At 48.2% G+C, this 21,790-nt stretch carries 15 protein-coding genes and 1 riboswitch; of the genes, 3 read left to right on the top strand and 12 right to left on the bottom strand.

The window, feature by feature from the left end; all coding sequences use genetic code 11:
- Nucleotides 1-134: 134 nt before the first annotated feature.
- The 4 genes from CS562_RS15645 to CS562_RS15630 are packed head-to-tail and all read right to left on the bottom strand — an operon-like array spanning nucleotide 135 to nucleotide 6,951.
- Entirely contained in the window at nucleotides 135-1,877 is a 1,743-nt protein-coding gene (locus CS562_RS15645) for an allophanate hydrolase (protein ID WP_099856985.1), read from the bottom strand.
- On the bottom strand, nucleotides 1,874-5,569 hold the full coding sequence (uca, locus tag CS562_RS15640) for an urea carboxylase (RefSeq protein ID WP_099856983.1): 3,696 nt from the start codon (nucleotides 5,567-5,569) through the stop codon (nucleotides 1,874-1,876). The genes CS562_RS15645 and uca overlap by 4 nt, the downstream gene beginning before the upstream one ends.
- Nucleotides 5,562-6,236, bottom strand: a complete 675-nt coding sequence (locus tag CS562_RS15635; RefSeq protein ID WP_099856981.1) for an urea amidolyase associated protein UAAP2 — start codon at nucleotides 6,234-6,236, stop codon at nucleotides 5,562-5,564. Before CS562_RS15635 ends, uca begins: the two co-directional genes overlap by 8 nt.
- A 1-nt stretch (nucleotide 6,237) precedes the next feature.
- Entirely contained in the window at nucleotides 6,238-6,951 is a 714-nt protein-coding gene (locus CS562_RS15630; RefSeq protein WP_099856979.1) for an urea amidolyase associated protein UAAP1, read from the bottom strand.
- Between the two features lie 72 nt (nucleotides 6,952-7,023).
- A riboswitch (guanidine-I (ykkC/yxkD leader) is annotated at nucleotides 7,024-7,144 on the bottom strand.
- A gap of 239 nt (nucleotides 7,145-7,383) precedes the next feature.
- On the opposite strand from CS562_RS15630, the gene CS562_RS15625 reads away from it, so the two are divergent.
- Nucleotides 7,384-8,709 carry an APC family permease gene (locus CS562_RS15625; protein ID WP_099856977.1) on the top strand — a complete coding sequence of 442 codons (1,326 nt, stop codon included), beginning with the start codon at nucleotides 7,384-7,386 and terminating at the stop codon, nucleotides 8,707-8,709.
- Nucleotides 8,710-8,887: 178 nt separating this feature from the next.
- Nucleotides 8,888-9,517 (top strand): TetR/AcrR family transcriptional regulator, encoded by a 630-nt coding sequence (locus CS562_RS15620; RefSeq protein WP_099856975.1) that lies wholly within the window; start codon nucleotides 8,888-8,890, stop codon nucleotides 9,515-9,517.
- A gap of 292 nt (nucleotides 9,518-9,809) precedes the next feature.
- Here CS562_RS15620 and CS562_RS15615 read toward each other — a convergent pair whose 3' ends face one another.
- Complete coding sequence (locus tag CS562_RS15615) at nucleotides 9,810-13,343, bottom strand: S-layer homology domain-containing protein (protein WP_099856973.1); 3,534 nt, start codon at nucleotides 13,341-13,343, stop codon at nucleotides 9,810-9,812.
- A 614-nt stretch (nucleotides 13,344-13,957) separates the two neighbouring features.
- Between CS562_RS15615 and CS562_RS15610 the strand changes: the two genes are divergently transcribed.
- Entirely contained in the window at nucleotides 13,958-14,914 is a 957-nt protein-coding gene (locus tag CS562_RS15610; protein WP_125477288.1) for an MORN repeat-containing protein, read from the top strand.
- Between the two features lie 76 nt (nucleotides 14,915-14,990).
- Here the strand turns inward: CS562_RS15610 and pstB are convergent, their stop codons facing one another.
- The 7 genes from pstB to CS562_RS15575 all read right to left on the bottom strand — a co-directional run bounded on the left by pstB (nucleotide 14,991) and on the right by CS562_RS15575 (nucleotide 21,745).
- Nucleotides 14,991-15,746 carry a phosphate ABC transporter ATP-binding protein PstB gene (gene pstB / locus CS562_RS15605; protein ID WP_180287152.1) on the bottom strand — a complete coding sequence of 252 codons (756 nt, stop codon included), beginning with the start codon at nucleotides 15,744-15,746 and terminating at the stop codon, nucleotides 14,991-14,993.
- 53 nt (nucleotides 15,747-15,799) lie between these two features.
- The gene (pstA, locus tag CS562_RS15600) at nucleotides 15,800-16,708 is read right to left on the bottom strand and encodes a phosphate ABC transporter permease PstA (RefSeq protein WP_064635983.1); all 909 of its coding nucleotides are present in this window, start codon (nucleotides 16,706-16,708) and stop codon (nucleotides 15,800-15,802) included.
- Complete coding sequence (gene pstC / locus CS562_RS15595) at nucleotides 16,705-17,673, bottom strand: phosphate ABC transporter permease subunit PstC (protein WP_063565319.1); 969 nt, start codon at nucleotides 17,671-17,673, stop codon at nucleotides 16,705-16,707. The genes pstA and pstC overlap by 4 nt, the downstream gene beginning before the upstream one ends.
- Nucleotides 17,674-17,780: 107 nt before the next feature.
- Nucleotides 17,781-18,644, bottom strand: a complete 864-nt coding sequence (locus tag CS562_RS15590) for a phosphate ABC transporter substrate-binding protein (protein ID WP_063565318.1) — start codon at nucleotides 18,642-18,644, stop codon at nucleotides 17,781-17,783.
- A 55-nt stretch (nucleotides 18,645-18,699) separates the two neighbouring features.
- Nucleotides 18,700-20,094, bottom strand: coding sequence for a stalk domain-containing protein (locus CS562_RS15585; protein WP_257219500.1), 1,395 nt, complete (start codon nucleotides 20,092-20,094; stop codon nucleotides 18,700-18,702).
- A gap of 281 nt (nucleotides 20,095-20,375) precedes the next feature.
- On the bottom strand, nucleotides 20,376-21,242 hold the full coding sequence (locus tag CS562_RS15580; protein WP_099856970.1) for an aldo/keto reductase: 867 nt from the start codon (nucleotides 21,240-21,242) through the stop codon (nucleotides 20,376-20,378).
- Nucleotides 21,243-21,313: 71 nt separating this feature from the next.
- Nucleotides 21,314-21,745 carry an RrF2 family transcriptional regulator gene (locus tag CS562_RS15575; RefSeq protein ID WP_076287872.1) on the bottom strand — a complete coding sequence of 144 codons (432 nt, stop codon included), beginning with the start codon at nucleotides 21,743-21,745 and terminating at the stop codon, nucleotides 21,314-21,316.
- Between the last annotated feature and the right edge of the window lie 45 nt (nucleotides 21,746-21,790).

Below are 21,790 nucleotides of genomic sequence, written 5' to 3'. Positions count from 1 at the left end.
GTTCAGGTAAAGCACCGCTTTTTCTATCAGTTACCGCTTGGTTCCCCCCATCTAAACATACAGCAAAAAGTCTTTCAGATCATATCCGAAAGACTTGTTTTTGACACCTTATTTATTTATATCGCTAATCCCACTCAAGCTCTAACCCTTGTCTCAATCCACTTTCTCCATCCGCCCGAGTCACTGATCTTCTCGGCACCTTCCGCAGCGTAGGCCTCACAGACAAATCCGCTCACGCTTCTGCCATCGATCATCTCGACTTGACCGATGCCAAGCGGGGCGGGGATCGACGCGGTGAAGGCTCCAAACGAAGCGCGCGGCATCTCCCACAGCTCGACTTCAATGGATGAGCCGCCTGTCACTGTGCGCACAAGACCAGGCTTGGCTGGCGTGGTGGGCAGTGCATACATCTCATACACAGGCGCCGTCAGCGACTCTTCCCGAAATACGGCACCGAGTCCAGTCATCTGGGGTTCCAGTGGCATTCCGCGTAGGTGAAGTCCGCACACGGCAACCGTAATGACATCTTCCTGCTGAAGCAGAAGTTCAGATGCCACGATGATATTCGCTTCTTCTTCCGGCCGGGCAAACAGCGTTATGCCAAAAGGAAGCCCTTCCTCTGCCCAGCCTGCGGGAATCGCCACAGCACTCAGATCAAGCAGATTGCAATGGTTGGTGTACAACCCCATCTTGCTATTTGTTTCGATCGGATTCGTGATCACCTGCTCGCGGGTCCAGGTTCCCCCGCATGTCGGCAGAATCAGCACGGCATTCTCCAGCAAAGTTACGGTGTGCCGCCGAATCTCTGCCAAGCGATGCTGAGCCTTGAACAAGGACGAAGCGGTAAAGGCTTCTTTTTTCCCAGACTCCAATACCGTCTTCGTAACCGGAAAGACTGCTTCCCCATGTGTCTCCACATATTCATCCAGATCAGACCAGCGCTCCGCAACCAAAGGACCTTCGTACAGAAGCGCCGCCGCTTCCTGAAGCATGGTAATATCGATCTCTTTCACAGCTACGCCGGATGCTAGTATGGCTTCCTTCTTCCGGTACCATGCCTCTCCATACGCTATAGCATAAGGACCATAGAATTCCAGTGCATTGGACGGCAGCAAAAAGGTACGCGGCATCTCCCCTCCACTCAACGGGCGATGCACAGAATAGGGGTCTTGCACATCCACACCCCGAACCACCTCGTCTACGCGCTGTGTATCGACCAGCTCATGAGCGAATACAGTGACGCAATCGATGCTGCGACAAGCGGGAATGACTCCAGCTGAAGGCCATGCACCCACCGCCGGCTTATATCCAACAAGATTATTCAGCGCTGCTGGCACACGTCCTGATCCGGCGGTATCCGTTCCGAGAGCAAACGCCGCCTGACCAGACGCTACCGCTATGGCCGATCCCGAACTGGAGCCTCCGCTGATCAGCTCCGGACGAAGCGCATTATGCGTATCGCCATACGGACTTCGTGTGCCCACAAGTCCGGTGGCGAACTGATCCAGATTGCATTTCCCCACCGGAATGGCACCGGCAGCAATAAGTCGTTCTACCACGGTCGCATGGCGATCCGGGACATAAGCGTAGTCAGGACAAGCCGCCGTAACCGGCCAACTGGCTACCTCGATATTGTCTTTGATGGCAAACGGAATGCCCCATAACGGGCAATCCTCCGGTTTCATCTGCGCCAGTCGATCCAGGAACGGCTGTATCCGTTCAAGGGTCGGAGGCAGAATCCAGATGTTACGATCCCGGGCATGCTCTGCCCGCTGGATAATGGCCTCGATCACATCCTGAGGGGTGAAGTGGCGATGGCGATAAGCCTTTTGCAAGTTAGCTACGGTGAATTGCCCTGGTACAGATGATTGGCTCATGACGCGTTCACCTCTTCTACAGGATATATAGCTGCAATGCAGTCCCCGGCACGAACCTGATCCCCCGATGAGACATAGATGGAAGCGACAATTCCGTCATACGGTGCCTTTTGCGGGAACTCCATTTTCATACTTTCTTCTATTATAATGTCTTCGCCTTGGAGTACCTTCTGACCCACTTTCACAAGCACCTTCCATACACTGCCGGACATCGAACTGTTCACTTCCAGACTTCCTTCGGGCAAAGCTTCTTGCTCCGCCGCACTCGCAACTTCCGGTTCGGACACATGTTCTGCGATGCCAAGCTCCTTCCAGTACTCCCGCTCCTGCTGGAATGCAGCCTGCTGTGTATCCCGAAAACGTGCGGAAGGTTCCTGAATCTCTTCCAGCCAGCTAAGATATTCGCCCAGATTGAACGTCGTCTCTTCCACGTCAACCACCATCTGCCCACGAGGGAAATCCTCTCTCATCTGCAACAATTCCTCCTGGGATACCGGATAGAACTGAATCTGATCGAAGAAACGCAGCAACCACGGTTTGCCCTCCTGGAAGTTGGCTGTCTCCCTGAATTTGTTCCACATCTGGATCGTACGACCGACAAACTGGTATCCACCCGGCCCCTCCATGCCATAAATGCACAGATACGCGCCGCCAATGCCAACCGCATTCTCCGGTGTCCATGTGCGTGCAGGATTATATTTGGTCGTCACCAGACGATGACGCGGATCAAGCGGTACAGCTACTGGCGCTCCGAGATATACGTCACCCAGTCCCATCACCAGATAGGATGCGTTAAATACCACCTCAGCGACTTCTTCCAGCGATCCGAGTCCGTTCATGCGGCGAATGAATTCCAGATTACTGGGGCACCAAGGCGCATCCGGGCGTACATTTTGCTGGTAACGTTCAATCGCCAGTTGGGTGGCCGGATCATCCCAGGACAGCGGCAGCTTCACAATCCGGGATGGCACTTCAATCGAATCCAGCGACGGCAATTGCAGATCTAGTTCCATAATGATTGCTGCGGCTTCCTTCACCGTCATTCGGGTGCTGTCCAGATGAATCTGCAAGGAGCGAATGCCCGGTGTCATCTCGATGAACGGTATCCGTCCACTGTCACGCACCGTTTGCATTAACACATAGACCTGGAAGCGATACAGAAGATCCAGTTCCCGATCTCCATATTCAATCAGAATATTCTCGTCACCAGAGCAACGAATACCGATCTTGAACCGACGTCCCTGCTCCTCGTATGCGAGAATTGGCATATAGGCGCCAGAAGAAATATCCAACAGTTTCGGCAAAGAAAGACGTTCGCCCCCCTCGATCAATGCATCGAGATAGGTATGCTGTGCATCCCGGAGCTGCTCGGCTTCTTCCACCGTGATCAGCTTAAACTTTATTTTGTCGCCCGGAGACAACTGTCCGACTTTCCAGAATTCCGCTGACGCCGTTGTCACCGGACATACAAATCCCCCCAGACTCGGTCCATCCGGCCCCAAGAGGATCGGCATATCTCCGGTCAGATCAAGTGCGCCAACCGCATAGGCATTATCATGAATGTTGGATGGATGAAGCCCGGCGTCTCCGCCATCTTCCCTTGCCCACAGCGGCTTCGGTCCAATCAATCGCACGCCTGTACGTGAGCTGTTAAAATGAACTTCCCACTCCGTCTCCGTCAACTGCTCCAAATACTCCTGTAACAGATATTCCTGCGTGCAGTGAGGCCCTGGAATAACACCAATCGTCCAGGTATGGGTTAGTTCAGGTTGTTGATGAAGAGAGAGCGGCTGCAAAACAGTTCTCCGTTGCAGGTCTTGCTGCACTTGTTGCTGCATTCCCTCTGGCTTAGACTGTTGCACTTGCTCTTGCTCCTGCTGCCGCTCTGGATGAACTCGCAATACCGCTCCCGTTCGCAGTGCACTGCCCGTATGCCCGCCGAACTCCCCCAGAGTAAAGGTTGACGCACTGCCCAGCGTCAGCGGCATATCCATTCCCCCAGAGACAAGCAGGTAACCCCGCATGCCTACCACAGCTTCACCCAGAACTAAAGTAGAACCCTGAGCCGCAAGTGTGGGTGTGTAAAGCGGAATCGGTATTCCATCCAGCGTTGCAGACATATCCGCACCAGTCAGGCAGAAAGTCATTTCATCACGGAAGCGGTACGAGCCTCCGCGCAAAGTCATTTCCAGCCCCGCCGCACCTTCATCATTACCTAACAGGCGATTGCCGATTCGAAATGCAAGTGAGTCCATCGGACCCGAAGGCGGTACACCGATATCCCAATACCCTTTGCGGCCCGGATAATCCTGCACCGTAGTCTGAATCCCGCCGTCCAGCACTTCAATGGCATGCTCTGACGGACTGAATCCAGCGAGCATGTTCGTATATACCAACCCTTCCCGAAAAGGCTCCGTATCCAGAAACGCCTGAATGTAAGTCTGGTTGGTGGTTATGCCGTATACTCGCAATGCAGCGAGTGCTTCAATCATGCGCTCAATGGCGGCCTGTCTGGATTCGGCATGCACGATTACCTTGGCCAGCATTGGATCATACAGGGTTGTCACTTGTACACCACTGCGAATCCACGTTTCCACCCGAACATGTTCGGGCCACACGACAGCATCGATCCGGCCATCACTCGGGCGAAAATCATGCAAACAATCCTCGGCATACAGGCGCACCTGCAAGCTGTGACCTTGCGGCTGACGAACCTGTGCCGCCAGACTTTCCATCTCTCCGGCTGCTTCCCGAACCATCCATTCAACCAGATCGACGCCAAGCACCTCTTCCGTTACCCCATGCTCCACCTGTAACCGAGTGTTGACCTCCAGGAAATAAAACTGTGTTGTCTCCGGGTCATACAGGAATTCGACAGTACCCGCACTACGATATCCCGCTGTCGCAGCAAGCCTTCTGGCGCTTTCATGCATGGCGCTTCGCGTTGCTTCCGGCAGGTTCGGTGCCGGGGTCTCTTCAATAATCTTCTGATTCCGACGTTGTACGGAACAATCCCGTTCACCCAGTGCCACCGCTTCTCCAAAAGCATTACCGAAAACTTGCACCTCGACATGTCTTGCTCTTGCGATATATTTCTCCAGAAACACGCCGCCATCGTTAAAATTCGCAACAGCCAGTCGGGTTACCGAATCGTATGCCTCTTGCAACGCTTGTTCATCCGTGCAGATGCGCATCCCGATCCCGCCGCCACCTGCGGTGCTCTTGAGCATAACGGGATAACCAATCGCAGCGGCCTGTTCCATCGCCACCTCCAGCGATGGCACCAGCCCCGTACCCGGAAGTAACGGCACAGACGCCTGTTCCGCAATGGAACGCGCCGTATGTTTCAGGCCAAACAGTTCAATATGCTCCGCAGTTGGTCCAATAAACGTAATTCCCTGCTCTCCGCACGCTCTCGCAAAGGTCGCATTCTCACTTAGAAATCCGTACCCCGGATGAATTGCATCAGCACCAGCCACCAAGGCCATGTTCAGGATAAGTTCGGCATTCACATAACTCTCCTTCGCCGGGCCATCACCGATCAGGATGGATTCATCTGCCAGTTCAACATGCAGACTATCGCGATCTGCTTGGGTGTAGACAGCCACAGAAGCAATTCCCATCTGACGTAACGTACGAATGATTCTGACGGCAATCGCTCCGCGATTGGCTATGAGCACTTTTTTAAACATGAGAATCGCTCCCTTCAGCTTCCCAGATCAGCACCTGTGCAGGTGTTGGATTGTATGCATTGCATGGATTGTTAAGCTGTGGACAGTTGCTGATCAACACCGTGACAGGAGCGAGAGCCACCAGTTCCACATACCGCCCTGGTCCCGATACGCCATCTGCAAATGTGAGCTTGCCTTCGGGTGTAACCGGCACATTCATGAAGAAATTGACGTTGGGAGCCAGATCCCGTTTGGAGAACTCCGGGCGACTGGACAGCATCAGCATGAACGTATCCCGGCAGTTATGCATCGGCAGCGTATCATGGGAGTACCGAACGGTATTGCTCTGTGCCGAGCAAGCTCCACCAATCGTATCGTGTCTGCCACAGGTATCTGCGGTAATCTGAAGCAGCTCCCGACCAGACTCCGCAACCAGCACTGATCCAGTCGTCAGATACAGGTTCTGCTGTCCGGTAATCGTTTGAATAGCACTATAGTGATCCCCCGGATCTTCCGTAGCATAAAAGAGTGTATCCACCGCCTGATTCCCTTCCAGATCGACAATGCGGAGTACCTGGCCTGCGGCCAGATCATGAATCCATCCATCCCCTGCCGGGATGATGTGGTTATAGATCGCTTTGGCGGGTTCCCGTGTGCTCGTGGTCGCTACAAATGTTGATGTGCTCATATTAATTGGCCCCTTTCAGTAACGATTGTGCTTGCCAGGTATTTTCAAATGCTCTCCGATTCTCCTCACAATGAACAAGGCAGCGATCATCTTCCTTCACAGGTTCGGCATCACTGAACGTCAGCTCAATAACTGAATCTGGATAACGCCCTTCCGGGTCCAGCGAATTCGGTGTATTGGATACGACGAGAAGAAGTTCCATTTCCGTGCGGAGCGTTATCGAAGTACCTGCAGTCGGTTGCGATTCGTATCGCATCGTGCCATCCAGCTCACAGACCACTTTGGAAAAAAAGTTAACCGGCGTACCGAGATCACGAGGCGTCAGCCGATGTCGATACATCTCTACCACCAGATTCTCATATCCGCTGCGGTACCAGTCATTTCGCTCCTGCTGATAGGTCGTGACTCCATATTTGCGATCCGTACTTCGACGTGTTGTGTATCCCGACAACGTATCATGCCAACCCGTCGTGTCATCGATAATGGATGCAAGGACACGGCCCTGATCACTCATCAACACATGACCAGATGTCAGGTATGCGGTGTGTTGCGCCTTGAGTGAATCCGGCATGTTGTAACGTTCGGAAGGATCGGAAGCCTGAAACAGAAGTGTTGTCAGGTTAGCGCGATCCCCCGCTGCTGTCATTCGAATATTCTTGCCCCGGCTAATGTAACCTGACCACTTTCCACCTGCTTGGATGCGAATTGAAGTCATATCAGTACCTCCTGTGTAGTAGAAAAAAATATAAAAAAGCCCGGGAGAAATACCAAAAATGAATTTGGTACATTCTCCCGGGCTTTTTTCCCGCCGTGTACATGGATGTGAGCCAGATCGGCTACTTCCATGCGTTTTCTCTCGGACCAGGCAACAGTGTGAGCCACCGTTCGGAACCCTAGAAAACATTTTGTATTCGGTTGCTTTTCATGTTAACAATCCTAACACATAACAAAAACAGTGACAACAATAATTTTATTTTAATTATTTTCTTCAATATAGCGATCGAATTCATGTTATATTTTCAGGCATTTTCACCTCTTTTAACGAAAAAAAAGCTTGTGCTTTCCAAAAAACCTTGGTTAAATGTGAGGTGTCATGACAAACGCCAATGCAAAAAATCGATACATTCCGAAATCAGGGGGAGATTCTATGTCAGATAAACTAACTTTGAAAAGAGACTTATCGTTGTCTCACGTCGTGACCATGGGTCTGTCCTGGATGTCACCCATGATCTTTTTCACCAGTTTCGGTGTGTTGCATGAAGGTTCCAGAGGCATGCTTCTCGCAGCTTACTTGCTTGCATTTATAGCCATCTTGTTCACCGCGCTCAGTTATGGTCAGATGGCCAAGGCGTTCCCCGTGTCGGGATCAGCGTATACCTATGTAACCAAATCCATGAACCCATTTATCGGCTTCCTTGTCGGGTGGGCCATCCTGTTAGATTATCTCTTCTCCTGTATTATCGCCGTGCTCATGTTCGGTATTAATCTTCACGCACAATTCACCTCGATACCTTCCTTTGTCTGGATTCTGTTATGTACCCTTGTGGTCATGATCATAAATATTATCGGGATCAAAACATCAGCCAATGTCAGCAAAATCTTCGTAATCATGCAGATCCTGTTCATTGCAGGTTTTTGCTCCTTACTTGTATACAGAGCATTTCAGAGCGGGATCACCGCAGGCTGGAATCCGCTTAATACTCAAGAGGGTGTCCCCATTTCCACGATTCTTGCCGGAGCTTCGCTCGTATGCTTCTCGTTCCTTGGTTTTGATTCCATTACGACCATGACCGAAGAAACGAAGAACCCAAGGAAAACCATCCCTCGGGCCATCATAATCATCGTTTTATTGGCAGGACTAATGTATTTCGTCACAGCTTTCCTGATTCAGCAGATGTACCCGTCGTTCACGTTTAATCATGTCGATTCCGCAGGCTTTGAACTCATGCAATCGATCGGTGGTCCATTACTCGCCTCGATATTCACCTTTGTCATTATATTCTCTGTACTATCCCAGGGGATGTCTTCCATGACGACCGTAACACGTCTTATGTTCGTGATGGGAAAAACGTCCTTGTTGCCACGAGCATTCGCATCACTCCACCCTACACTTCGAACTCCAGTGTTCAACATTGTTCTCATGAGTGTCATCTCGTTATCGGCTATGTTTATCAGCCTGGAGACAGCGATCATGTTTGTTAGTTTTGGTGCATTAACCGCATTTCTGTTCGTCAATCTATCCGTTATATTCCACTATATTATTCGTGAAAAACAGCGTTCTCCCCGTGATATGTTCGTACGTTTCCTATGTCCGCTACTCGGCGCCGGATTCGTATTTTATCTTATCACGCTACTCGATGTTTCCTCGTTGATGCTTGGCTCCGGATGGCTCGTAGCTGGACTCATATACTACCTTGTTAAACGTTTGAAGCCCGCAACTATGAGCATATCCAAAGTGGATGAAGCCTTGTAAACAAAGGTGATTTTGTTCAATGGTACTTTGATTGTTCAGTTGTTCGTTTGATCATGTCAGTTAGTGAGGGCACTCGAGATTTGGCGGGTAGTGTTTAACCCACTGACGGATTGATAGAACACAGCATGTAGAACCAACAGATAGAGTAATAGAATAGCGCGTAACGGGAGGGATTGCTGTGACGTTGGAACGAATCAAACAAGCTTCCCTGATGTTATTTTCCATCCACGGCTTTGACGGCACTTCGTTGCAAACCATTGCACAACAAGTCGGTATACAGAAGCCTTCTATTTACACATATTTCACAAGTAAAGATGCGTTGTATCTCGAATTACTGCATGATTCACTTACACAGGAGTTGGATTTCGCCCGTCAGTTAACGAAAATTCGTTCTGACGGAGCTTTCAAAGAAGTGCTCTTTCAATTCTTGTCCAGCTTCATTGATCGTTACGAGAGCGAACCGAGTGTTTCTTATATGCTCAAAACATTCCTTTATCCTCCGCAGCACCTGCAAGCTCCAATTCAGGACCTGCGTAATCATTATATCGATGAATTGGAGCGTATTTTGTTCACTGTGTTCAGTAAGGAGCCGGCAGATCAGGAATTCTACATATCCCTTGCTAACTCTGGACAATATCAGGTTGTTGTTCCCTTGCAGAGAACGAAACCTTATTCCCCTGCGGAAAGCTCCTTCGCCTTTTTCATGGTTCATCTGCAAGGATTGTGGGTTGAGTTGCTACGCAGCGGTGCGGAGCGTGCCTACGTCAGATTGCAGAGAACATGGCCTCTGGTTAGTGCTTCAGTATAATCAGTAGCTCAGCATAGAAGGACTCTGGCTAAAAATCATAAGAAAAAAGGCATTCCCTGTCATACATCATACGGAAGACAGGGAATGCCTTTTTGGGGTTTGCTCTGTGGGTTTGCTCGATGCCTTTTCTCTATCGCTTTGTTCTGGAATTCGCTTCATTCTAATGAATTGAGGATACGCTAATTCCCTCTTTTTTGTACAATTCCGAATTGTACGAATTACAGAGACGTATCTCGACAATATGGGCCGTTTTTTTATCTACTTATATACGGTTAATTCTCTTCTTCACTTCTTACACGTACATTGCGAGCAACAACTTATAGATCATTGCCGCGGCTTCCGCACGGGTCGTCATATTTCCTGCACGAACCGTATTGTCCGTATAACCATTCACAATTTTGGCCTGAACGGCTGTATTCAGTGCATCTTGTGCCCAAGCCGGAGTTTGCGACTCGTCAGTGAAGCTTGGTTTTACAGCAACATTGCTCGTTCCCGACTGTGCATCTGCACTTAACTTCAATGCATTTGCCATCATCACAGCCATCTCGGCACGAGTGATCGTCTGATTAGGCTTGAACGTATTGTCTCCATAGCCCTTCACGATTCCGGCTTGCACGGCTGCGGCAATATCGCTCTTCGCCCAGTCCGGCAGACTGCCTTCATCTGCAAACGTCGTATCCGACTGCACGGACTTCAAAGCCAGTGCCTTACTGATTAACGTAACAAACTCTGCCCGTGTAATCTTCTTGGATGGCTGGAACGTACCATCTGTATAGCCTTGGATGACGTCCATGCCAATCAAACGATCTGCATAGTCGGATGCCCAGTGTCCGTTCAAATCGGACAAATTAGTAGCTCTGTAACTGGACACAACAAAGGTACCCAGATGATTCACATTAGCCGATATTGTTCCTGCTGCATTCGTCTTACCACCGATGAATACCCAGCTCTGACGCGCTTCATTATAATAGTAGATCGCTGGCTGTGTTCCTTGTGGCAGCTTGGAAGCATCATATTGCAGACTCAATGCTGCCTGATCGTTCAATGTCCGTCCTCCACTGCGAGTAATCTGTACTGCTTGGCCCAGTACGTTCAGCGAAGCTGCATTCTGTAATTGGTCCTTGGATACAACGGACAGATGCAAGGTATCTTTTTCCCCAATAGCTCCAGCCGGAGCGTTGAATTGCACGATGTCTTTCAGACCCGTTTGTACTGGCTGATTCGCTTCAACCTCTACCTTCACTTCAGCAGTTGAATCTGATCCCGTATCAGGGTTGGTTGGTGTGGTTGGAACGGTAGGCGTTGTTGGTACGCTTGGTGTGCTTCCACCGGAATTCCCTCCAGCGTTGCCTCCATCACTACCTGAACCCCCGGCACCATTGCCCGAACGAGCCTGTACGGTAACCGTACGTGTGACTTCTTGTGCAGCATTGCCGGCAATATCTTTCACGTTATAACGAAGGGTGTAGATCCCCGCCGCTTGTGTGTTCACTGTGCCGTCCATCTGCACGGAACCATTGATGCCCACATTATCGGTAGCCTTTGCTCCAGGCTCGTTATACATATCTCCCACGGTTAATGACATTTGGCCGCTGCCTTGCAGGGTGATGACAGGAATTTCGCGATCTATTTTGACCACCAATGGTAAAGTATAGGTTTCGTTCAGATCGTCCGTCGCTCTGAATAACAACTTGTGCTCTCCCGGCTCCGTTACCTCCAGAGGTGTATTCTCCGTATATGGTTCGTACGTCTGTCCTCCATCACGGGATAACTCAATCGTCGCCGAAGTGGCTGGCGCGTATACTGCGCTGGTTACACTAACCGTTACGGACTGATTTGTCCATGTATCCGTATGATACGGCTGGCCGTCAGCGGTGGTCATATTTCCTTTTAACACAAATACCTGATTATTTGTTCCTTCCACAATGACAGTGAACGTTCTGGTATCCATTTCGCTGCCACGTTGTACCGTTGCCGTCAATTCCAGTCGCTCATTATTCTCAGGCTGTGTAAGAAGTTTTCCCTGTGCATCCATCAATTCTGGGTTGGAGCTGGACCAGCTAATCGTGGCTCCATGTTTTCCTTCAACAGGAAGGGTAAGGTCGGAAGTGACCGCGTTCAGATCGCCCAGATCAATCGCTTGAAGCGTATCCGTTACCGCCTGTGCATCACTGTAAGGTGTAGAACTTACAAAGATCGGATTGGAGTAGAACCACAGATCGCGATAGTTCTGATCATTAATCTCGTTGAACCGAGTCTCTGCATCCGCTGTTGTGATCTTCGGATCAAGTTGTGGTTCACCATTTACGGTCTCTCCTGCAACGTTCATGCCCAGATTTGTACCACGCAGGCGATAATATTTATCCTGATCAGTGGCTTTGATCTTGTACGTGATGACATTGTAACCTTCCACATCTGTTGTCCAATCGTTGGACGTGAAGGTTGCCAACACTTTGGTAGAGTCGTTCGTGTCTTTGGAATAAGCGGCTGTGCCCTTCTCGGCCTTGCCCGTCACATCTCCGGCGATGAGATCCACGTGATCTACCAACGGTACTTGTCCAGCGGATGTGCCGCTGTTGATAGGTTTTTCATAGTTGTTGCTCGTGGTTGGACTCTTGAAACGGATTTTCAGTTCCACTTCGTCACCTTGGGTCACACCCAGGTCTCCGCCCATTTCAGCTTGAGTACCCGCGCCGGAAGCCGTGAAGTCCAGTGCGTTGATCAGATCACCGAAAACGGAAAATGATTTCCCTGAACGCAGTCCTTCCAGCACGGCTTGCATCCCAGTACCATCAACCCAAGAATAGGTCTTGGCGTATTCGCCCGGAAAATAACCGCTGGAATTCGTGTCAATCGTCTTGAAATGGTAATCCGAATTGCCATAGTTCCAGAAGTGACGCCCTTCTCCCAACAATGCATCCCACAAACCGCCCACCTTGGCGACCATATAGTCCACACCGCCGTATGTACGGTATTTGTATCCATCATCTGCGGTCGGATTAGCTACATTGTATGTTGTGTTGTACCCACCGCGATCCGGTTCCATCTGGTTGCCCAGCATACCTTCGATACCAAAAACAACTTGTGGAGCCAGATCGTTGAACTCACGGAAGTCCGCGATGGTATATTTGTTTTTGCCCCGTGAAGGGTGATTGATCATCGCATAACTCGTCGTTGGATACTTGGTTACCAGCCAATTGATAGCAGCTAGTGCATCCTGATGAGTTGTATAGGCACGTCCCCCCGTCAGATCCCAATTCGCTACGTCAGCCGCATCGAACAGATTCGCATCCCGATTGGTAAAACGATACTCAAATTCGTTTGCAGCTTCCAGCGCTTCAGTCGAATTCGGCTCATCTGTGAGAATACCCACCCCAACGTGTTCATGTGTCGGCATGTCCCATTCGAAACCGGAGAAGACCGTTTTGCCTGCGTATTTGCCCGCTTCCTGAAGTGCTTTGATCTGTGGCACCTGGTATTCGTTCATCCCTTTGGACATCGGAATCGATCCACCTGGAATGTCTACTCCATTCTGATCCCGCTTGGATAACCGCAAATGATCCGTAAGTGCGATCCAGTCCAGACCATACTTCGTCAGTCCCGCGTCGAGTACATTTTCCAACGAATTCTGTGCATCATCGGACTCAAAGGTATGTACGTGCAAATCCCCCGTTTGCCATGAGCCTGCTACCGAGCTGTTGGTTGGTGTGTTATCTCCCGCATCCGCATAGGTTACCGCAGCAGGGAAAGCTCCCATGACAAGGCCCGTAGCCAGTGGTATAAGCGTAAGCATAGCGAGCATTTTCTTTCCTTTATTGTTGAACAAAATCATCCCACCACCGTTCTGAGTGTTTGTGTCGGGAGTAAATATAAGAAACTTTGAGGGCAGGGTCAACGCAATGAAAGCGCCTATTAAAAATTTGACATATCCCTGCATCACTTTATATTTCGTTAACGATTTCTTTTGCTGTATCTACGAAGATTATGCTCTATCATCCTCCATATTGAAGTGCTGAAATGTACTAGAGAGATGTTGCAAGAGGGTTAAGAAAAATTCAGATTTTGTTCACCATTCAGGAAAGTTCCACCACAGCTAGTGGAGCATTAGGAAGATAATTAACATAGCAGGGGTGATGAAGAGGTATAAATGAAGGTCTTTGTAAACATCTGAGGGCGGTGCATCTGCCCAATATAGAAAAAAGAACCCACGAATGCACAGGCGCAATGCACCCTGAATCCGCAGGTACTCTGGGTTTGTTAGGATTTTGATGTAGCTTTTACATGTTTACTTTTGTGAAGGGGAAGTTAACGGGTTGTGAAATGTGTGCACTCTCTACTTTATATTTAAACTAGAAAAATTCTCCCAATAAACCGATACTATTGAAGATGGCTCTGGCTCATTAGACATAGATCATATTATATAGAAGGAGTTGCACACTTTTGAGAAGATTTTATCAAGGTTTGGGGCTAACTATTATAGCTTTAATTTTACTATTACTAAGCTCTACTCCAACAGAAGCAGCATCGAAGAAAATAAATTTAAAATTGTCAGATGGAGCGACGTTTTATGGCGAAGTTTTAAACGGGAAACCTCATGGTAAAGGGACAGCGAGGTGGGGAGAAACCGAAATATACTCTGGAGATTGGGTGAATGGTAAGCGGCAAGGAAAAGGCAAGTATACATATAAATTAGTCGAAGGTGCGGGTGTACCCTTTGATGATTATGATGAATCTAACATGGGTAAAGGAACAGGTGAATTCACAACAAAAACCTACAACGGATCGTGGATTAATGATACATATCATGGAAAAGGAAAAGAAATTACGCAATGGTTAGAAGTACAGTATCTTACTTCTGACAACAAGGTTCATCCTATACCTAGTATTTACATAAACACCATTAACGATGGAACATTCAATCAAGGCAAGATGTCTCAGGGTTATTACGCAATCCATTCCTCAGATATTGTTTCACTAAGATATACAGATTACACGACGACAATCACCCTCAAAAACTATTATTTCAATGGAAAGTTAACCGGGGACCAGTACTTTTTTGACACGATTATCAATTATAAAAAGAAAGACGGCTCTTCAGAAAAATATATTGGGATTAAACCTTCCGAATTCTCCAAAGGCACATTAACTAGTGGCAAATTCACGGGGTCTACGCATCTAATCGATTATGGTAATCCAGTTAGTTATTCTAAACAATTCGTAAAGAACGATAATGTATTAAAAGAGAATTCCATAACATCAGCCGCCTTTGATAAAGATCGCAAGAAAATCCTTAATGAATTCCTTCAAGCGATTAAACCTTATTCAGCAAAACTCAATAACATTTCCAACGAGATCATGTCATTAAAAGAGATGGACTATATGGGGATGATGCCCTAGGTAGTGAAGATCACAAATGAGAAAAAAGCCTTCCAGATAACTATCTGAAAGACTTCCACCTCTTGCCGATTCAGAATCAACCAAAACGACCACTAATATAGTCCTGTGTACGCGAATCAACGGGCTCGGCGAACATGTCTTGGGTAGCGGAGTATTCCACGACCTCCCCATTCAGGAAAAACACCGTCTGCTGAGAAACCCGAGCTGCTTGCTGCATATTGTGTGTGACCATCACGATGGTATAACGTTCCTTCAACTCATGAGCCAACTCCTCGATCTTGAAGGTCGACACGGGATCAAGCGACGCCGTAGCCTCATCCATCAGCAGAATGTCCGGCTCCACTGCCAGTGCACGTGCGATGCAGAGGCGCTGTTGTTGTCCTCCGGATAGACTTAACGCGGAACGCTTCAGGTTATCCTTTACTTCATCCCACAGGACAGCAGAACGCAGGCTCTGTTCCACGATTTCATCCAGCTTCTTCTTACCATGGATACCGTGCTGTTTTGGGCCGAAGGCCACATTATCGTAGATGGATTTTGGAAAAGGATTCGGCTGCTGAAAAACCATGCCGATCTTCTTGCGAATGGTTTCCACATGCACCTCGCCGCTGTAGATGTCCGTTCCACCTACGGCCACTTTACCTTCAATCCGTGTGCCGGGTATCCGGTCATTCATGCGGTTGAGGGTCCGCAGCAGCGTCGATTTGCCACAGCCGGACGGTCCGATAAAAGCGGTAATGGCCCGTTCCGGAATTTCAATGGAGACATCCTTAAGCGCCTGAAACTGACCGTAATATAAATTCAATTTGTTGATCTCAATGATTGACTGCACAATGGTTCCTCCCGGTGTTGAAATTGATCTTGTTACTGGATCAGCCTGACACATCAGGCTTGATTTTTGCGTGCATTCAGCCAAATTGGCACACGGAACAGAATATTAATGAGCAAGGCCACAAAGATCAACACAGCCGTTGTCTTTTGCGCAATCTCCTCGGCATCGGGCACAATTGCTTCGGACTGAATGTACCACAGATGTACAGCAAGGGTTCCTCCTGGCGATAGCAAATTGAAGTCCCACATTTCCCCGGATGTAGACACCCCTGCGGTCAGAATAATGACGGCACTCTCTCCGAATGCCCGACCTGCCGTGAGGCAAATGCCTGTCATGATTCCGTTTATAGCTACCGGCAGCAAAACATTACGGATCGTCTGCAAATGGGTAGAGCCAAGTGCAAAGGACGCATTACGAAGTTCAACTGGAACCGCTCGGACCGACTCCTCGGTTACCCTGGTAAGCACAGGCAGATTCAGAAAGGCAAGGCTGACAGCGGCGCCCAGAATCGTAAGACCAATTTCGAAGAACTCCACAAACAGGGCAATACCGAACAAACCAAAGATGATGGATGGAACAGAAGACAGTCCCTCCACGCAAATGCGCACGATCTCCATAAGTTTGTTGTTTGGAGCAAATTCAGCCAGGTAAATCCCGGCCGCCATGCCGATGGGAATAGAGATCAGGAGGGATAGAATTAGCACATAGAACGAGTTGAACAGCGCCGGCCCAATCCCTCCTCCTTCTTCAATCTCGCTTGGAACACCATATAGAAAGTCCCAGCTCAGCAAAGGCAACCCTTTTTCCAGAAGAAGAAATAACAGTCCAACAATGAATAAAATGACGACAATCCCTACACCCCATACCATGCCCGTAAAAATCCGGTCCATCAGCGTGGATGCACCTCTGCGTTTGCCGAACGAATAGGCGGGGACAGCGTTCGCCTGCTTCTTCATACTCATGAGTAGCGTCCCCCTTTCTTCTGAAGCATTCTTACGGCTACAATCATCAAGATGGAAATGGCAAGCAGGATAAAGCCCATCATGTATAGCCCATGATTCCAGGTAGAATCAAATTCAACGCTTGAGATTTGCATGACGATATTACTTGTCAGCACCGCTGTTGGTGTGAATAGACTGTTAGCGAGCTGCGCCGTATTGCCGATGACCATTACCACCGCCATCGTCTCTCCAATGGCACGAGTCATCCCGAGAATGACGGCGTACATGATTCCGCCTCTTGCAGCAGGCAAGACCACACGAGTTATGGTTTGGAATCGGTTCGTACCAAGTGCATAAGCTGCATCCCGGTATTTGTTTGGTACAGCAGATATGGCATCATCACTGATCCGGCTAATGGTAGGCAGCACCATAATCGTCAGAACAATGGACGCTGCGAGCAAACCGTCCGCCAGATCATGTCCACTGATATCCCTAAGCCAGGGGATGAGAATCGTCAGTCCCAAGAAACCGTATACCACAGAAGGAATCCCTACCAACAGATCCAATACAGGTCGCAGAATATGGCGAAGCCATTTTGGCGTCATTTCGGCCAGAAACACGGCAATGATGACGGAGATGGGAATGGCAAACAACATTGTGAGCCCCGTGAGTGCCAGCGTTCCCAGAATAAAGGTCAGCGCCCCGTAATGCTCATTTTCCGGGTCCCAGTTGGTAGAGAAAAAGAATTCGCTGAGCGAAACATCCGCAAAGGTAAGAACGCCCGTACGAAGCATAAGGACCAGAATGCATAACAGAACCAGACAAACGAATAATGTACTGCCAATACAGACCATGCGAAACAGTTTATTGGACCATCTTAAACGCGCCTTACGGTCAAACCGGGTTCCCGATCCGGGAGCCTTGCCGATGCTTGAACCAAGCTCACTCGGAGCAGGGCTGTTCGTGGATGGATTTAAATCGATCATGAAGGGCTCTTCCTTTCACATAGAGAAGCCAGCTTGGCGACCGTGCGCAGAAGCTGGCTATCCCTTTCCTTATGAAGTGCGAGAATGATGAACGTTCGCAGCTTTCGTTATTTAACGGCAGCAAGCGGAATGAATTTCAGTTTTTTCAGGGAACCGTTCTGGAACTTGCTGCTTTGGATATACTCGATGAACGCTTTGGTTGCTCCTGTAGGTTGACCTTTGGTCATGTAATATCCAATGCCCCATACTTTGTATGTTTTGTTCAGGACGTTTTTCTCTGTTGGTGCTACGCCATTGATGGATACAGCCTTCATTTTGCTAGTCACATACGGAAGGTCAATATAACCGATTGCATTTGGTGTCGTTTCAATCGTTGTTTTCATATCACCGCTGGAGCCAACCTCTTTGTAGTTATCCCCTTTGCTCATGAAGTCCTTGCCATCCAGTGCTTTTTGTTGGAAGTTAACCCGTGTACCGGAACCAAATTTACGGTTAACCACAACGATGTTCGCATCCGATCCGCCGACTTCCTTCCAGTTAGTCACTTTGCCGGAGAAGATGTCTTGCAGTTGTTTTGTTGTCAGATTGCTTACACCCACATTGGTATTAACGACAGCCGTGAATACTGTTACAGCTACCGGATTGGCTACCAAGCCATCAAATTTCTTGAAGCCAGGTACATCTTTGGATGCATCCCAGTCTACGGCGCCAATGTCCGCGATCCCTTTACGAACGGATTGAGGACCTGTGATGGAACCTGCTGCAGAAGCGGAGATTTTAACTTTCGGATTATCTTTTTTGAATTCGCTGGCAGCTTGAAGTGTCAGTGGAAGCAATGCGGAGGAACCGTTAATGACAATTTTACCTTTCTCTGTGCTCTTGGCAGCTGATGCTGTCGTTGCGCCACCAAGTCCACCAATCAGAGATACAGCCATAAGCATTGCTGTGAAGGGTTTGATCCATTTTTTCATGTTAATTAAACTCCTCTCGAATTAAAAAGCTTGTGATCATACTTGATATAAAACATTACTTCGTAACGGCTCTCCAGCTTCCGTCAGCTTGTACCAGAACTCGGCCGTTCTCAACCACAGAGATTTGTGTTCCGGCAACCGCGATGGAGGATACATCGGAAGATACGGTGTATAGCTTGGTTTGTTTTCCAGTTACCGGGTCGATCGAAAGGATCACGCTGTTGCTGTCATCCTGGGCCGCCAGTACATACAAGGTTCCACCCGACAGAATAGCTTGTTCTACATCGTACTCGGCATACACCGGCGTAGACTTTTGAGATGAATCCACAGACAGCAACGATGCTTTACCGTCTTCGGAAGGTACACTCACGTAGTAGGCTTTTTGTCCGTCAGCAGACCATACAAATACCTTGTCGTCGGTTGATGTTGTGAGCTTCACAGCCTCAGGTTTTGAATCTGCTGTGTTATACGAAAATATTTGCTGTTGATTGGATGAGAAATCAATGGAGACATTGTCTTCATCCACATTGGTTGTATCCGAAGTTACGGTACCAAGTGTTGTTACGGTATAGATAAATTTCTTGCCGTCAGCAGAGACATTCAGGTTTTCCTTATAATCTACCTTGTCTTCGACCACTTTCGTAATCGCGCCATCTGCCAGATTCAGCTTGGCAATCACGGACCCTTTATCCCCTTGTAGGAAGTAGATTGCGCTCCCGTCAGCAGACCATACCAATTCAGGCTTGATGCTGTTGTCGCTCGTGATCAGTTTGGAAGCCTTGGTCTTCAGATCAATAACATAAACGGCTCCTTCGGCATTCGTGTAAGCCGCTTGATCACCACTTGGCGAAATAACGAGATCCGATCCACCATCTGTCGTTAACAACAACTCATATTTGCCGCTTGTTGTATTCACGAGATAATCGTTTCTGCCATTGTTATCGTTCTTGGAGACAATCAGCTTATCCGCTCCGGCAAAACGAGGATTCTCGACTTCATCGATCAAGGATACCGTACTGATCTCAAGCAGTCCGTTTCGCTTGACAATCGTACCGCCAACTCCCGACACCAGTGGACGAAGAGCGATGTAACTTGTACCACCGATGATGGTAACCGGTTGATTCAGATTCACTTTGACGTCATCTACCACAATTTGTTTGCTATTGTTTTGGAGCGTCACGCTGTGATCATTCAGCTTGATCACCGTCGTTCCGCTATGTACTTCGGCTTGTGCTCCGATAGCTTTGATCACATCACGAAGTGAAACGAGTGTCTCGCCATTTTTAACGATGGAACGAACGACGACGCTGTTACCGTTTATTGTAAGCGTGGAATTTTGCACCTGAGCTGTATTAGCCGCAGGTTTCACTGCAGGAGCAGCCGATACTGCACTAACCACAGAAGTACCTAACACTGTTGCTACCATGGACACCACTAACACCTTTTTCATTGACATTGGCTCTTGTCACCCTTCTCTATTCCATTTAATTTGCCTTGTTTTGTCATGCCCTGCTGTCTGGTATTCTGCATGTATCGTCTTTATGAGAGCTTGTCCGGCTCATCCCCCCAAACTTCCACGTTCATAGTAAAAATGACCTATCACGATTGTAATTATAGGAGAGATTTGTAAACGGAAAATCCTGGAATTGTTAACGAATTGTCAATGTTTTCATAACACACAAAAACGAGTCGTTGGAATATGACCCACGACTCGTTTTTTGTCTTTTTTCCCTAGATAAAAAGTTTCATCAATGTATTAAAAATCGGATTCACAATATAACCTGTCGGATGGATAGAATACCTCTTACCCGAGTTCAGACGGCTGATCTTCTCCATTTCCTCAGCGGACAGCACAAAATCAAAGATTTCACTATTCTCTCTGATCCGCTTTGGATTGGATGATTTGGGAATCAGGATGACGCCCCGTTCCAGATGCCAACGCAAAATTACTTGAGCCACCGTCTTATGGTGATGATCAGCGATTTCCTTCAATATTGGATGCTGCAATAACACTTTATTCCCCTGTCCCAACGGACCCCACGCCTCATGCAAAATCTGATGTTTGTCCATATAGGCACGTAGTTCGTTCTGCGGGAATTCCGGGTGCGTCTCGATCTGGTTGATCATCGGCAAGATTTTCGCGTGCTTCCTTAATTCTTCCAGATGCTGAATTTCAAAATTCGCGACCCCAATGACTCTAATCTTGCCTTCCTCGTATAATTCCTCCATGGCTTTCCACGTTTCGATATACTTTGGCGAGGCAAAATGAATTAAATACATGTCGAGGTAATCGACCCCCAGCTTGTTTATCGTTTCCTGGAAAGCTTTCTTGGTCGCTTCATAGCCATGATCCGTATTCCAGACTTTCGATGTGATAAAGAATTGCTCGCGCGGAATTGGACTATGCCGGATCTCTGCTCCAAGCGCTTTCTCATTCCCATAAATTCGGGCAGTATCAAAATGTCGGTACCCGACCTGAATGGCCTCGCGAGTCGCTGTTGTAAATTCTGCTTCTTTCGTTATTTTGTAAACTCCAAAACCCAGTTGAGGAATGGGAACCCCGTTTCTGGCTTCAATCACTTTTGTATGCAAATTCATTTTGACTGCTCCTCTCCAAAAACAAAATATACTCGATATATATTATATCTAGTTAAAGCCAAAAAAAGAGGTTAACCCTTTCTTTCTTCATGAAACAGATCGGTTAACCGTATGTCTTTTAAATAATTCTGCATCGCGATCTCCGCGCCTTCAAGGTGATGAATGATCTTTTCTTTCACGTCATCCACGTCTTGTCCCTGGAGTGTTACATCGGTATGAACTTTAAACAAGTCTTTGCCGGGTTCAACCGCCAGGAATACGTCCAACATCGTGATTTCCGATAAAGGCTGAGCAAGCAATATGCCGCCCTTGGCCCCTTCTTTGGCCATTGTCAGTTTGGCGTTATTCAGGTTGCGAATGACTTTTACCGTCGTAGGAACCGGAATATTTAATTGCTCCGAAATCAACTTGGTGGATAAATAATTCGAACAGTTCTCCTCAGATAGAACGTGAATATAGAGCAGAATAGAGATTCCTTGTGATAAGGCTGTAGAATATGCCATTTCATTCATCCTAACTATTTCTTTTCTAAATATACTATATATCTT

It is taken from the genome of Paenibacillus sp. LK1, assembly GCF_002750415.1.
In the GTDB taxonomy this organism is placed as follows: domain Bacteria; phylum Bacillota; class Bacilli; order Paenibacillales; family Paenibacillaceae; genus Paenibacillus; species Paenibacillus taichungensis.
This window is presented reverse-complemented; position numbering and strand designations above follow the sequence as displayed.

What these genes read in the sequence shown, in the direction of transcription:
- CS562_RS15635 (WP_099856981.1), bottom strand. Translation starts at nt 6,236, where the DNA reads ATGAGCACATCAACATTTGTAGCGACCACGAGCACACGGGAACCCGCC.
- CS562_RS15590 (WP_063565318.1), bottom strand. Translation starts at nt 18,644, where the DNA reads ATGAAAAAATGGATCAAACCCTTCACAGCAATGCTTATGGCTGTATCT.
- CS562_RS15585 (WP_257219500.1), bottom strand. Translation starts at nt 20,094, where the DNA reads ATGAAAAAGGTGTTAGTGGTGTCCATGGTAGCAACAGTGTTAGGTACT.
- pstA (WP_064635983.1), bottom strand. Translation starts at nt 16,708, where the DNA reads ATGAGTATGAAGAAGCAGGCGAACGCTGTCCCCGCCTATTCGTTCGGC.
- pstC (WP_063565319.1), bottom strand. Translation starts at nt 17,673, where the DNA reads ATGATCGATTTAAATCCATCCACGAACAGCCCTGCTCCGAGTGAGCTT.
- CS562_RS15645 (WP_099856985.1), bottom strand. Translation starts at nt 1,877, where the DNA reads ATGAGCCAATCATCTGTACCAGGGCAATTCACCGTAGCTAACTTGCAA.
- CS562_RS15625 (WP_099856977.1), top strand. Translation starts at nt 7,384, where the DNA reads ATGTCAGATAAACTAACTTTGAAAAGAGACTTATCGTTGTCTCACGTC.
- uca (WP_099856983.1), bottom strand. Translation starts at nt 5,569, where the DNA reads ATGTTTAAAAAAGTGCTCATAGCCAATCGCGGAGCGATTGCCGTCAGA.
- CS562_RS15630 (WP_099856979.1), bottom strand. Translation starts at nt 6,951, where the DNA reads ATGACTTCAATTCGCATCCAAGCAGGTGGAAAGTGGTCAGGTTACATT.
- CS562_RS15575 (WP_076287872.1), bottom strand. Translation starts at nt 21,745, where the DNA reads ATGGCATATTCTACAGCCTTATCACAAGGAATCTCTATTCTGCTCTAT.
- CS562_RS15580 (WP_099856970.1), bottom strand. Translation starts at nt 21,242, where the DNA reads ATGAATTTGCATACAAAAGTGATTGAAGCCAGAAACGGGGTTCCCATT.